Source organism: Streptomyces sp. NPDC005576 (assembly GCF_042871745.1).
Taxonomy (GTDB): domain Bacteria; phylum Actinomycetota; class Actinomycetes; order Streptomycetales; family Streptomycetaceae; genus Streptomyces.
Genome location: NZ_JBIAJC010000010.1, coordinates 194364 through 207564, shown reverse-complemented (window position 1 = coordinate 207564; position 13201 = coordinate 194364). Strand labels below are relative to the sequence as shown.

Here is a 13201-nt window from a genome sequence, read left to right as displayed (position 1 = left end):
GGAACGGTGGGGACGACCGGAGACCCCGCCGACGTCGACGCGCGCGCCACCGACGGGGTCTCCCGGCGGAAGGTGCTCGGTGGCGCCGGGGCGGCCGGTGCCGCCGGCCTGTTGCTGGGGGCGGCGGGTGGTGCCACCGGGTACGCCACGACGCGCCCCGAGGCGCCGGCGGCGCTCGCCTCGATCGGCTCGACCGAGGCGATGTTTCACGGGAAACATCAGCCGGGGATCACCACCCCGCTGCAGGCGAGCGGGCATCTCGTCGCCTTCGACCTCACGCCCGGCGCCGGGCGTACGGAGGCCGCCGCCCTGATGCGACGCTGGTCGGCGCTGGCCGGGGAGCTGATGGCGGGCCGCCCGGCCGGCTCCGGCGGAGACACCGGGATCGCCCAGGACGCCGGCCCGTCCTCTCTGACGCTCACCTTCGGATTCGGCCGTACCTTCTTCGACCGGACCGGGCTGGTGGAGCGGAGGCCCGCGGGGCTCGACCCGCTGCCCGCGTTCTCCTCGGACCATCTCGACTCCGGACGGTCGAACGGTGACCTCTGGGTGCAGATCGGCGCCGACGACGCGCTCGTCGCCTTCCACGCGCTGCGCGCGGTCCAGCGGGCCGCCGGTTCGGCGGCGCGCGTGCGCTGGCAGATGAGCGGCTTCAACCGCACGCCGGGCGCGACCGCCCGCCCCATGACGGCCCGCAACCTGATGGGCCAGATGGACGGGACCAACAACCCCAAGCCCGCCGACAGCGACTTCGACGCACGGATCTTCGTGCCCGCGCCTCCGGCCTCCGCTGCCGCCGACCCGGCGCAGGACTGGCTGGCGGGCGGCTCGTACGCGGTCGTGCGGCGCATCCGGATGCTGCTGGACGACTGGGAGAAGCTCCCGGTCGCCCATCAGGAGCGGGTCATCGGCCGGCGCAAGAACGACGGCGCCCCGCTCAGCGGCGGCGACGAGACGACCGCGATGGACCTGGACAAGCTCGGTACGGACGGCAAGCCGATGATCCCGTCGAACGCCCACGCCCGGATCTCCTCGCCCGGGAAGAACGGCGGGGCGGCGATGTTGCGGCGCCCGTTCTCGTACCACGACGGCATCGACCCGGACGGGACGCCGGACGCGGGGCTGCTCTTCGTCTGCTGGCAGGCCGACCCGTTCCGGGGGTTCGTGCCGGTGCAGCGCAAACTCGACCGGGGGGACGCGCTCTCGCCGTTCATCCGGCACGAGGCGAGCGGTGTCTTCGCGGTGCCGGGCGGCGCCGCGGAGGGGGAGTACGTCGGGCAGCGGCTGCTGGAGCCCTGACCGCCCGGGGCCGACGGCCCGGGGCGGCGGCCCCGCTCGGGGCACCGGCTCGGCGGCCCGCCCGGCGACCCACTCGGCTTGCCCTCGGTGGAACGCCTTCGGAAGCCGCCCCGACAGCTTCTAGTGCCGCGCCCGGCAAACTTTGCCCCGTCGCGGTGGTCGGCACGCGCACTCGCGGCGTTGGCCAAAAGCCCTGGTGGCTCCGTTACAAGGACTTCCGGCCGCCTGGCGATCGCACGCACCGACCACCGCTCCTCATGGGGCAAACACTGCCGGGCGCGGCACTAGAGTGACGCCATGTCCGCCACGCGTTACGCCTATCTCGGCCCCGAAGGCACCTTCACCGAGGTGGCGCTCCGTACGCTCCCGGAAGCCGCCACCCGCGAACTCGTGCCGATGGTCTCCGTACCCGCGGCGCTGGACGCGGTACGGAACGGGGAGGCCGCCGCCGCGCTCGTACCGATCGAGAACTCGGTCGAGGGCGGGATCACCGCGACCCTCGACGAGCTGGCGGTCGGCGCGCCCCTGATGATCTACCGCGAGGTGCTGCTCTCCATCTCGTTCGCGCTGCTGGTCCGGCCCGGGACCCGGCTGGAGGACGTCAAGTCCGTCACCGCGCACCCGGCCGCGCAGCCGCAGGTCCGCAACTGGCTGGCCGCGCACCTCCCGCAGGCCGTGTGGGAGTCGGCCGCCTCCAACGCGGACGGGGCCCGGCTGGTCCGGGACGGGCGGTACGACGCCGCCTTCGCCGGGGAGTTCGCGGCGGCGACCTACGGGCTCGTGCCGCTCGCCACCGAGATCCACGACGCGGTGAACGCGCAGACCCGCTTCGTCCTCGTCGGGCGCCCGGCCCGCCCCTCCGCTCCGACCGGCGCCGACAAGACCTCCGTGGTCCTCTGGATGGGCGAGGACCACCCGGGCGCCCTGCTCGAACTGCTCCAGGAGTTCGCCGTGCGCGGAGTGAACCTGATGCTCATCCAGTCCCGTCCGACCGGTAAGGGCATCGGCGACTACTGCTTCGCGGTGGACGCCGAGGGACACATCGCGGACCGGCGGGTGGGCGAGGCGCTGATGGGCCTCAAGCGCATCTGCCCGAACCTCCGCTTCCTCGGTTCCTACCCCCGGGCCGGGGTGACGCCGGAAGAGATCGCCGCACTGCGCGAGGGCACCTCGGACGCGGACTTCGCCGCCGCCTCGGACTGGCTGGCCCGCAGCCAGGACGGGCGCGGCTGACAGCTCGCGAGTGGCTCACGGGTCGGGGAGTGGCCTGCGGGTCGGGGAGTGGCCTGCGGGAGAGGCGCGATCGGCCACCGCGGACCGCTTTCGAGAGGCGCCCGGAAGGCATCCGAGAAGGAGCGCCGGGTGCACATCTGGGCGGCCGCATCCACCGATGGTCGTCTACTCACAGAGTTATCCACAGGCTGCGGGCCCGGCCTGGGGACAAGTCGACACCACCACCCGACATCATCGACAAATCGTCCCAGGTGATCCCAGGGGGCGGTGAAGCCCCCAAGGGGGCCCCATGATCCACATCTGACTCGTTCTACTCAATTACCTTGATCAAAGGCACAGAATGACGAATTGACGCTCGAATGGGTGAACGAAAAGCGGTTTGAAGGTGGATTCCATGCCTTCCGGGACACACGGAACCGTGCTTCGGGAACCACCTTCAAGAATCCACAGGTTTTCCACACAGCCTGTGGATAACCCTTTCGAGCAGGGCCATCTTGTGGACAACCTCCCGCGAAGATCGTCCCCAACTCTCCGTCACGGCAGGGCGGTACGTCGAGGAGAGGGTGTTTCCTGCCCGATCCAGGGCATCGGGCCCCCTCGATCGCCCCTCCTCCCGCCACCCCCGCGCCCACACCCGTCGCCCCCTCGGCCGCACCGCACCCTCCGGATCTCTTGGATCCCTCCCGCATGGCCGGCGCACCCGGCCCGCACCGGCCCGCACCCGGCCCACCCCGCAGACATTCCCAGCGGCCGACGACGGGCGGACGGACGATTACCGGCGGACGGTTCCCGGCGACCGCACTCCGGCTCGGCTCCCCATCGGCTCCCCGCCCGAATCCGGGATTCCCCTCAGAGATACCATTCACGGCAATTAGGGCAAAGTGACACGCTCGGCAATATCGGTTCGGATAGCCGAAGCGCACACCGGTAGCCTGGAGGGGTGATTGACCTTCGCCTGCTCCGTGAGGACCCCGACCGTGTTCGCGCCTCCCAGCGCGCCCGTGGAGAGGACGTCGCGCTCGTCGACGCCCTGCTCTCCGCCGACGAGCTGCGCAGGTCGTCCGGCGTCCGCTTCGACGAACTCCGTTCCGAGCAGAAGTCGCTCGGAAAGCTGATCCCCAAGGCCACGCCCGAGGAGCGGACGGAGCTGCTGAAGCGCGCCGATCAGCTCAAGGCCGACGTCCGCGCCGCCGACGCCGCCCAGAACGAGGCGGACGCGGAGGCCAAGCGCCTGCTGCTGCAGCTCGGCAACATCGTCCAGGAGGACGTGCCGGTCGGCGGCGAGGAGGACTTCGTCGTCCTGGAGACGCACGGCACCATCCGCGACTTCGGGGCCGAGGGCTTCGAGCCCAAGGACCACCTGGAACTCGGCGAGATGCTGGGCGCCATCGACATGGAGCGCGGCGCCAAGGTCTCCGGCTCGCGCTTCTACTACCTGACGGGCATCGGCGCCCTGCTGGAGCTCGCCCTCGTCAACGCGGCCATCGCGCAGGCGACCGAGGCCGGTTTCATCCCGATGCTCACCCCCGCGCTGGTACGCCCGCGCGCCATGGAGGGCACCGGCTTCCTCGGCCAGGCCGCCGAGAACGTCTACCACCTGGAGAAGGACGACTTCTACCTGGTCGGCACCTCCGAAGTCCCCCTCGCCGCTTACCACATGGACGAGATCATCGAGGCCGACAAGCTGCCCCTGCGGTACGCCGGCTTCTCGCCCTGCTTCCGCCGCGAGGCCGGTACGTACGGCAAGGACACCCGGGGCATCTTCCGCGTCCACCAGTTCGACAAGGTCGAGATGTTCAGTTACGTCGACCCCGCCGACGCCGAGGCCGAGCACCGCCGGCTGCTGGAGTGGGAGAAGCAGTGGCTGACCGGCCTGGAGCTTCCCTTCCAGGTGATCGACGTGGCCACCGGCGACCTCGGGGCATCGGCCTCGCGGAAGTTCGACTGCGAGGCGTGGATCCCCACCCAGGGCAAGTACCGCGAGCTGACCTCCGCCTCCAACTGCGACAGCTTCCAGGCGCGTCGCCTCTCGGTGCGCATGCGGGACGGCAAGAAGGTCCAGCCGCTGGCCACACTCAACGGCACGCTCTGCGCCGTACCGCGCACGATCGTGGCGATCCTGGAGAACCACCAGCTCGCTGACGGCTCCGTACACGTGCCCGAGATGCTCCGTCCGTACCTCGGCGGGCGCGAGGTTTTGCAGCCGGTCGCCACGTGACCTTTCCCTTCAGGCTCGTCGCCACCGATCTGGACGGCACGCTGCTCCGCGACGACCACACGGTCTCCGCGCGGACGCGCGAGGCGCTGGCCGCCGCCACCGAAGCCGGTGCGGCGCACATCGTCGTCACCGGCCGGGCGGTCCCGTGGACCCGGCGGATACTGGACGACCTGGGCTACGACGGGATCGCCGTCTGCGGCCAGGGCGCGCAGGTCTACCACGCGGGCGAGCACAGGCTGCTCACCTCGCTCACACTGGACCGGCAGCTCGCCGGGCTCGCGCTCTCCAAGATCGAGGCGGAGGTGGGCCCGCTGCTGCTCGCCGCGAGCAGTGACGGTCTGGAAGGCGAGGTCATGGTCGGCCCCGGCTACCAGTTCCACAAGGGCCTGCAGGTCGTTCAGGTCGACGACGTGAACGAGATGTGGGCCGCGCCGCTGAACAAAATCTTCCTGCAGCACCCCGAACTCGACGACGACCAGCTCACGGCCGCCGCCCGGGCGGTCGTGGGCAGCCTGGTCAACATCGTGATGGCCGGCCCCGGGGTCGTGGAGATCCTCCCGCTCGGCCTCAGCAAGGCGACCGGCCTCTCGCTCGCCGCGCGTCGGCTCGGCGTGAAGGCCGCGGACACCATCGCCTTCGGCGACATGCCCAACGACATCCCGATGTTCGGCTGGGCACGCCACGGAGTGGCCATGGCCAACGCGCACGACGAACTCAAGGCCGTGGCCGACGAGATCACCGCCTCCAACGAGGAGGACGGCATCGCGGTGGTCCTGGAGGAACTCCTCGCCGGCGGAACGCGGTAGCCCTCGGCGGCCCATCCGACGTACCGCGGGACCCACCGCACGCGACGTACCACAACGACTGCCCGCGGCCCGCTAAGGCCGCGGGCAGTCGTACGTCCGGCCCCGCAGCGACGGAGCCGGTCCTCATCCCACGCGCGGTTCGGGCCGCAACTCCCGCAGCCGGTGAGCCACGTCGTCCAGCCGGGCATCGACCCGTCGTACGTCATGCGCGACATCGGCGAGTCGGCCACTCATCGCACCGACGACCTCATGGGTCACCCCCAGCTTCCGGTCCAGACCGTCGAACCGATCCGACATCCTGCTCAGCACCGGACCGAGCTCCTGGAGGGCCGACCCGACTCCGGCGAGGCAGCTCTCGATGCGGGTGACGCGGAAATCGAGCGAGTCGTACCGCTCCCGCAGGTCTCCCTCGGCGTCGAGGAGGTACGTACGCACGCAGCGGGCGATGTCGCTGTCGCGAAGAAGCATCGCCAGGTTGAGCACCGTACGACGGGTGTAGAGACTGAGCCGGACGGCTGCCTGTGGATAACTTTCCCCGCCGCCGCCCCATAGGGACATCATGTCCCTATGGAAGGACCGCAGGTCAGAGCCGCACAGCAGCAACAACCCATTCTCCTCCATCTCGACGCGATGGCGCTGGGTGACCTTCTTCACCACCTCTGTGGATACTTCGAAGTAGCGCGCCACGTCCTCTGTGCGGACGTGAATTCCGTCCGGGAGCATGACAAGGCTCTTCACCTTGTCGAGGACGTCGACGCGCACCATCCGCTCGGCGCGCAGAGCGCGGGATTCGAGCAGGGCGACTTCCGTGGGCATGGGCATGCCTTCCGTACGCGGGGGAACGGCGAAGGACGGCCCTCACCCCGGGCATCAGGGGCGGAGGTCGCTCACGGGTGCCACTCACTCGATGGCCGGCTCCGTTCGGGGCTCACGCACCCGGGGCCGGCATTCCCCTGCTTCACGAACGCTCGTCGTCACGGATTCCAGTCGCCTCCACGCATCCGGCCCAACGACCCGGCAGGCGTCACGTCACGCGGCGGTCCCGCGGGTCCGTGACCGCCGACGGAAACGGGACAACCCCCGCCCACCGGACGAGGGTTGTCCCGTACCGCACCGGCTCATCGGCCGACGCCGTGCCTCACTCCTCGCCGGCCAGCTTGAGGGTGCGCAACTTCTGGCCCGCGTACCAGGTGGCACCGACGGTGACCACGACCAGCAGCACCGTGGCGACGGGCAGCTGGACGTCGGCGGTGATCGCGCCGTCCGCGCCGGACTTCTCGGCGACGGCGAGCGCCCACTGCTGCACGCTCAGCGTGCGCGCCCCCGGCATCGTGCTGCCGAAGAGGGTCTCCCACACCAGCGCGTACACCAGGCCGAACACCACCGCGTGGCGGCTGACCGTGCCGAGCAGCAGGAAGAGCGCGCTGTACGCGATCGAGGCGACGAGCGCCCCGACGGTGTAGGCGACCGCGAGCTGCTGGCCGTTGCCGTTGAGGATGATCCCCGCGATCAGGGTGGGCAACGCGGAGAAGACCATGGTGACGGCGATGGCCACGATCAGCTTGGTGAAGATGATCGTGGGGCGCTTCACCGGCTTCGCCAGCAGGTAGACGATCGAACCGTCGTCGATCTCCGGCCCGATGGCACCCGTGCCCGCGATGACACCGATGAGCGGCACCATCGCGGCGAGCGCGAAGCCGCCGAGCACGTCCGAGGTGATCTGGTCATCGGCTCCCGCGAGGAGCCGTACCGCGATCGCGATCGCGATCAGCAGGGCGGGCAGGACGAACAGGATGGCGGCCCTGCGCCGGCCGAGCAGGGCCCGGTAGGTGAGCCGGGCGACCGTGGGGTCGTACATGACGCTTCACAGCTCCTTCAGGCCACTGGTCAGGCCGATACGAGGTACGAGAAGACCGATTCGAGGGACTCGTCGGACGGCGAGACGGCCAGCAGCCGGATGCCCCGCTCCTGCGCCACACGGGGCAGCAGCGCGGTGAAACGGCCGAAATCGACCGCCTGGATCAGCAACGCGCCCTCACGGTGATCGACCTCGATGCCGGCCGTCGACGGGTCGGCGATCAGGGCCGCCGCCAGCGCGCGGTCGTCGCTGGAACGCACGAGATAGCGGTGCGGGCGGTCCGTCATCAGCCGGCGGATCCGGCGGAAGTCACCGGAGGCCGCGTGCCGCCCGGCCACGATCACCTCGATGTGCGAGGCGAGTTGCTCGACCTCTTCGAGGATGTGGGAGGAGAAGAGCACGGTGCGGCCCTGCTCGCCCATTTGCCGCAGCAGGTCCATCAGCTGCATCCGCTGCCGGGGGTCCATCCCGTTGAACGGTTCGTCCAGCAGCAGGACCGACGGGTCGTGGACGAGCGCGGACGCCATCTTCACGCGCTGGCGCATGCCCTTGCTGTACGTCTGGATCTTGCGGTCCTGCGCGTACTCCATCTCCACCGTGGCCAGCGCGCGCGAGGCCTCCGCCGCGCCCAGACCGTGGAGTTCGGCGTTGGCCACGACGAACTCCCGGCCGGTCAGGAAGTCGTACATGCCCTCCCGCTCGGGGACGATGCCGATCGCCCGGTAGACCGATTCATTGCGCCAGATCGGTCGTCCGTCGAGCGTGACCGTCCCCGTGGAGGGGGCGAGAAAACCGGCCATCAAGTTGATCAGCGTGGACTTGCCCGCGCCGTTGGGGCCGAGCAGCCCGGTGACGCCCGGACCGATCGTCATGCTCACGTCGTTGACGGCGACGACGTTCCCGAACCAGCGGGAGGTGTGGTCGATCTCGATGGTGGTCACAGCCCGACCCTCCGGTAACGGCGCAGCAGGGCGGCGTACGAGCCCGTGATGAGCGCGAGGACAACGATCAGATAGACGACGCCCATCGCGGCTCCCGGGCCGTCTTCGCCGGGGAAGGTGGAAGTGGCGCCGAGGAAGGCGGTCTGCACCCCGTCGATCAGGGTGATCGGGGAGAACAGCCCGAACCAGGGGACGGCCCCCTCGGCCCCGGTCGAATACGCGATGGCCTGGACCGTGGAGACCGCTCCGTACGAGATGGTCAGCACGGCGATCACCGCCGCCACCCCGAAGCCCCGGCGCGGAGTCACCGCGGCCACCACCAGCGCGAGGGCGGCGAACAGCACGGACAGCAGGGCCACCGACACCAGTCCCTGGGCGAACCAGCCGGTCTGGTCGCCGAAGTCGAACTTCGCGAGCAGCGAGCCCACGTAGAGGATGAGCAGCGGCAGCCCGGTGAGCACGAAGAGCGCGGACGCCATCGCCGCCACCTTGGCCACCACGTAGTCGGCGTTCTCGATCGGCCGCGAGAAGTAGAGCGGAACCGTCCGGAAGCGCAGGTCGCGGGAGACGCTCTGGGGGGCCTGGGAGGCCACGAACAGGCCGATGACGGCCTGGAGGAAGATCGCGTACGAGGTGTACTTCACGACCAGCTTCGTGGCGCCCGGCGCGGCCATCGAGACCGCCACCAGGATCGCCGCGACCAGGCACATCACCGCGAGCATCAGCATCGGCAGGACCTTGGACCTCGCGGAGCGCCCGAGCCCGAACGCGCCCTTGAGGGACTGCACGTAGAGCGAGCGGCGGGCGTACGCGCGCCCCAGCCGGGGGCCGTCGTAGGAGCGGTAGCCGATGTCGTGGATGCGGGAGGCGTCGCCGGGCAGTGCGCCTCCGGCCCTGATCTCAGTGCTCATCGGGACCGCTCCCCTTCTGCTGTACGGCTCCGGGGGCCGGAACCTGATGGACGGCCCCGGGAGCCGGGGCCTGCGATACGACCGCCGGGGCGGCCGGGGAGTGCGGTACGGCTGCGGGGGCGGGGACGGCGGCGTCCACCGCCGGGGCCGGCCGGAAGACCTCGGCGATGTGGTGGCGGCGCTGCTCCATGCGGACCAGCCCGAGACCGAGACCGGCCACGCTGTCGCGCACCAGGTCGTACGTCTCCTCGCCGGTCGCCTCGACGAGCAGGATGTGACCGGCTCCGGGCAGACCGCCGGTGTCGACGCCTCCCTCGCCCATCAGCTTGACGCCGGCTCCGACGAGCTTCCGCCGCAGTGCGTCGGTGCCGTCCGGGTGGGTGTCGCTGTCGGTGACCTCGACCGCGAGCGTGGTGGTGGTCTGGGTGAATTCGCTGGTGGAGCTGGAGCGGAGGAGCTTCCCGCCGTCGATGACGACGACGTGGTCACAGGTGCGCTCCAGCTCGCCCAGGAGGTGCGAGGTGACGAGGACGGAGATGCCGAAGTCGGTGTGCACCCGGCGGATGAGACCGAGCATCTCGTCGCGGCCGACCGGGTCGAGGCCGTTCGTCGGCTCGTCGAGCAGCACCAGCCGCGGGTCGTGGACCAGCGCCTGAGCCAGCTTGACGCGCTGCTTCATGCCGGTCGAATAGCCCCCGATGGGGCGGTACCGCTCCTCGTAGAGGCCGACGTGGCGCAGGGTGTCGGCGGTGCGCTCCCGGGCCGCCGTCGGCGGCAGACCGGACATCCGCGCCATGTGGACGACGAACTCGGTGGCCGAGACGTCCGGCGGCAGGCAGTCGTGCTCCGGCATGTACCCGACCCGCTCCCGGATCGCGGCTCCTCGCGTGGCGACGTCCATCCCGAGCACCGAGGCCGAGCCCTCGGTGGCGGGCGAGAGTCCCAGCAGGATCTTGATCAGTGTGGACTTGCCCGCCCCGTTGGCACCCACCAGACCGGTCACACCCGGTCCGATGTCCAAGGAGAGCCGGTCAAGAGCGGTCACCCGGGGGTACCGCTTGCTCAAGGCTTTCATCGCGATCACAGTCACGGGTACGACGGTAGTGGTGCGGACGACGCCGGTCGTCAGACCTGACGGTCGCATACACGTCAAACTTGAGTTGTAGAGACCCGTAGGGGAGTCCGGCGCAGGGGCGACATGGGCGGGGGCACCGCACATGTCGGCCGCGTCGCGGATCGGTCTCCGATCGGGCTGCGGATCGCGTTGCCGGGGAACGGAGTTGACGGCGGCCGACGGTGGGCCGACTCCTCGGCGGGGCGGAAGGGAGCTTCCCACCCGGGCCTCCCACCGGCAGTTCCACAGGAGTTGTCCCCAGGGTTGTCCACAGCGGTTGTCCACAGGGCGCGCGCCCCTCTTGACCACCCGCCCGGCCTGGACACATTCTTCACTGTCACGTTACTGGCGCGTACAGCTCGCCAAATGCGCTGCCCGTAGGCGGGGTTCGGGCGGCCGGGGCCGAGGAAGACGGATGCCGCAGGGGCGGCACCCGACCGAGGAGAGGTGGCGGGATGCATCTGCCGGGAGCGCGCGAGCGCTGGGTCCGTACGGGCGGCATCGAGCTCTGCGTGGCCGAGCTGGGAAATCCGGACCGGCCCACCGTGGTGCTGGTGCACGGCTATCCGGACAGCAAGGAGGTGTGGTCGCGGGTCGCTCCGGCGCTGGCCGAGCAGTGGCACGTGGTGCTCTACGACGTGCGCGGCCACGGCCGCTCGACCGCACCGAAGCCGCTGCGCGGGGGATTCACCCTGGAGAAGCTGACCGACGACTTCCTGGCCGTGGTGGACGCGGTGAGTCCGGGCCGGCCGGTGCATCTGGTGGGCCACGACTGGGGTTCGGTGCAGTCCTGGGAGTTCGCCACGGTGGAGCGGACCAAGGGCAGGATCGCCTCCTTCACCTCGATGTCTGGCCCCTCCCTGGACCACTTCGGGCACTGGATCCAGGGACGCCTGGCCCGGCCCACCCCCCGCCGCGTGCTCCAGCTCGCCGGCCAGGGCGCCAAGTCCTGGTACGTCTACCTGCTGCACACCCCGGTCCTGCCCGAACTCGCCTGGCGCGGACCGCTGGGACACCGGTGGCCGGACATCCTGGAGCGCCTGGAGAAGGTACCGGCGGGCGAGTACCCCACCGCCTCGCTCCCCCGCGACGCGGCCCACGGCGCCTGGCTCTACCGTGACAACGTCCGTACCCGGCTGCGCCGGCCACGCCCCGACGCCCACGCCCACGTCCCCGTGCAGCTGATCACGCCGACCGGGGACGCCTTCCTGTCGGAGTCGCTCTACGACGACCTGGAGCGGTGGGTACCGACGCTGGTACGCCGCCGGCTGCCCGCCCAGCACTGGGTTCCGCGTACCCGGCCGGACCAGCTGGTCGCCTGGATCTCCGAGTTCGTCGCCGCTCAGGAGCGCGCCGGGACGGGCCGGGCGACGGCGGAGGACCCGAGGGCGTCCGGCCGCTACGCGGACCGGTTCGGCGGCCAACTGGTACTGGTGACGGGCGCGGCCGACGGTGTCGGACGGGCCACCGCCCTGGCGTTCGCCGAGGCCGGGGCGCGGGTGGTGGCCGTGGACCGGGATGCGGCGGGCGCCGCCGGGACGGCGGAGACGGCCCGGCTCGTCGGTGCGCCGGCCGCCTGGGCGGAGACCGCCGGACCGGGCGACGAGCAGGCGGTGGAGAAGCTCGGTGCGAAGGTCGCGGCGGAGTACGGCACCGTCGACGTCCTGGTCAACCTCGCCGGTACGGCCCCCTCCGGCACCTTCCTGGAGACCACGAGCGAGGAGTGGCGGAACCTCCTCGACGTGGGGCTCCTGGGGGTCGTCCACAGCTGCCGGGTGTTCGGCGGGCGCATGGCCGAGCGCGGACAGGGCGGCCACATCGTCAACGTGCTGCCGGTCAACCCCGTTGTGCCGTCCCGCACTCCGGGGATCGCCGCCCCCGGCACGGCACAGGCCGCCGTGCTGGCGTTCAGCCAAGGACTGCGGGCCGAACTCGCGCCCCGTACGGTCTCGGTCAGCGCGGTGCTGCCGGGAATGGTCGGCCCAGGAACGGGCCCCACCGAGGGGAGTTCGGGGTCCCGGTCCGGCGTCCCGCCGGAGTGGCCTCGCGGCCACACGCCGGAGCGGGTCGCCGAGGCGGTACTGGAGGCGGTGGTCCGCGATCAGGCCCTCATGGTGGTGCCGGGAGAGCGGCGGGGTCTCCGTGGGCTGCTCCGGCGCGGGCGGGGCAGCAGGCCGGGAGTCCCGGCCAAGCGGGGCTGACCTACACGGTGTTGGGTACGCCGCACCCGCCGCGCCGGGGTTCCGGGCTCCGGGCGGCGCCCCCTCGCGGGCGGGTGCGGCGTAGGCACCGTTCCTACTTGGGCCTCGAAGCGGACCATCCCGGATGCGGGGAAGCCGAATTCAGGGAGGCACACCCGGCCCTCCCGCGCGGTCCGCTTCCGGGCCTGCCAGGTGCTCGCGATCGACTCGACGGGTCGTACGGCGCTCCGGACGTCAGTACGTTCTCCGCGCCCGGAGCACGGCTGTCCCCACCGGCCTTGGAGAGCCTGTGGGCGGAACGGGGATCGGCGCATGAGCTGTTCACCACGTCGGATGCCACGGTCTGCCGTGCGTGCCCATGGCACGAGGAGTGCGCGTCGCCCGTTGGATCGGCCGAGCAACCCGTCCGCCTCTGTGGGCAACCTGGTGACGCGGAGGGGCCCGTGGGAGGAGAGGAGTGGACGCTCCGGTGCACGAGACCGATAACTCAAAACAGAATATGGCACTTTACCGACAGAGAAGACATAGCGTCCATATGCCAACCTAGTTACCCAAAAGCACTATTTCTCGCGCCTGTTGTCCACAGATTCGCCAAATACTCTGTGGATAAGTCGAGTTGC

Annotated in this window: 10 protein-coding genes; 5 read left to right on the top strand and 5 right to left on the bottom strand. The window is 70.7% G+C overall.

Annotation, left to right across the window (positions count from 1 at the left end; genetic code table 11):
• Positions 1-6 precede the first annotated feature (6 nt).
• The 4 genes from efeB to ACFYPN_RS19710 all read left to right on the top strand — a co-directional run bounded on the left by efeB (position 7) and on the right by ACFYPN_RS19710 (position 5556).
• The gene (gene efeB, locus ACFYPN_RS19725; protein ID WP_389299870.1) at positions 7-1299 is read left to right on the top strand and encodes an iron uptake transporter deferrochelatase/peroxidase subunit; all 1293 of its coding nucleotides are present in this window, start codon (positions 7-9) and stop codon (positions 1297-1299) included.
• A gap of 297 nt (positions 1300-1596) precedes the next feature.
• Positions 1597-2532 (top strand): prephenate dehydratase, encoded by a 936-nt coding sequence (pheA, locus tag ACFYPN_RS19720; RefSeq protein ID WP_389299689.1) that lies wholly within the window; start codon positions 1597-1599, stop codon positions 2530-2532.
• A 940-nt stretch (positions 2533-3472) separates the two neighbouring features.
• Positions 3473-4750, top strand: coding sequence for a serine--tRNA ligase (gene serS, locus ACFYPN_RS19715; protein ID WP_358759577.1), 1278 nt, complete (start codon positions 3473-3475; stop codon positions 4748-4750).
• Positions 4747-5556, top strand: coding sequence for an HAD family hydrolase (locus ACFYPN_RS19710; protein WP_358759575.1), 810 nt, complete (start codon positions 4747-4749; stop codon positions 5554-5556). The genes serS and ACFYPN_RS19710 overlap by 4 nt, the downstream gene beginning before the upstream one ends.
• Positions 5557-5679: 123 nt before the next feature.
• Here ACFYPN_RS19710 and ACFYPN_RS19705 read toward each other — a convergent pair whose 3' ends face one another.
• The 5 genes from ACFYPN_RS19705 to ACFYPN_RS19685 all read right to left on the bottom strand — a co-directional run bounded on the left by ACFYPN_RS19705 (position 5680) and on the right by ACFYPN_RS19685 (position 10341).
• The gene (locus ACFYPN_RS19705; RefSeq protein WP_389299686.1) at positions 5680-6372 is read right to left on the bottom strand and encodes a hypothetical protein; all 693 of its coding nucleotides are present in this window, start codon (positions 6370-6372) and stop codon (positions 5680-5682) included.
• Between the two features lie 322 nt (positions 6373-6694).
• Positions 6695-7414: an ABC transporter permease gene (locus tag ACFYPN_RS19700; protein WP_358759571.1), complete on the bottom strand. Its 720-nt coding sequence runs from the start codon at positions 7412-7414 to the stop codon at positions 6695-6697.
• A gap of 29 nt (positions 7415-7443) precedes the next feature.
• Positions 7444-8355 (bottom strand): ABC transporter ATP-binding protein, encoded by a 912-nt coding sequence (locus ACFYPN_RS19695; protein ID WP_389299683.1) that lies wholly within the window; start codon positions 8353-8355, stop codon positions 7444-7446.
• Positions 8352-9266, bottom strand: coding sequence for an ABC transporter permease (locus tag ACFYPN_RS19690; protein WP_389299680.1), 915 nt, complete (start codon positions 9264-9266; stop codon positions 8352-8354). The genes ACFYPN_RS19695 and ACFYPN_RS19690 overlap by 4 nt, the downstream gene beginning before the upstream one ends.
• A complete protein-coding gene (locus ACFYPN_RS19685; protein ID WP_389299867.1) occupies positions 9256-10341 on the bottom strand; it encodes an ABC transporter ATP-binding protein in 1086 nt (361 codons plus the stop codon). Before ACFYPN_RS19685 ends, ACFYPN_RS19690 begins: the two co-directional genes overlap by 11 nt.
• Positions 10342-10835: 494 nt before the next feature.
• Between ACFYPN_RS19685 and ACFYPN_RS19680 the strand changes: the two genes are divergently transcribed.
• Positions 10836-12581, top strand: coding sequence for an SDR family oxidoreductase (locus ACFYPN_RS19680; protein WP_389299677.1), 1746 nt, complete (start codon positions 10836-10838; stop codon positions 12579-12581).
• The last annotated feature ends 620 nt before the right edge of the window (positions 12582-13201 follow it).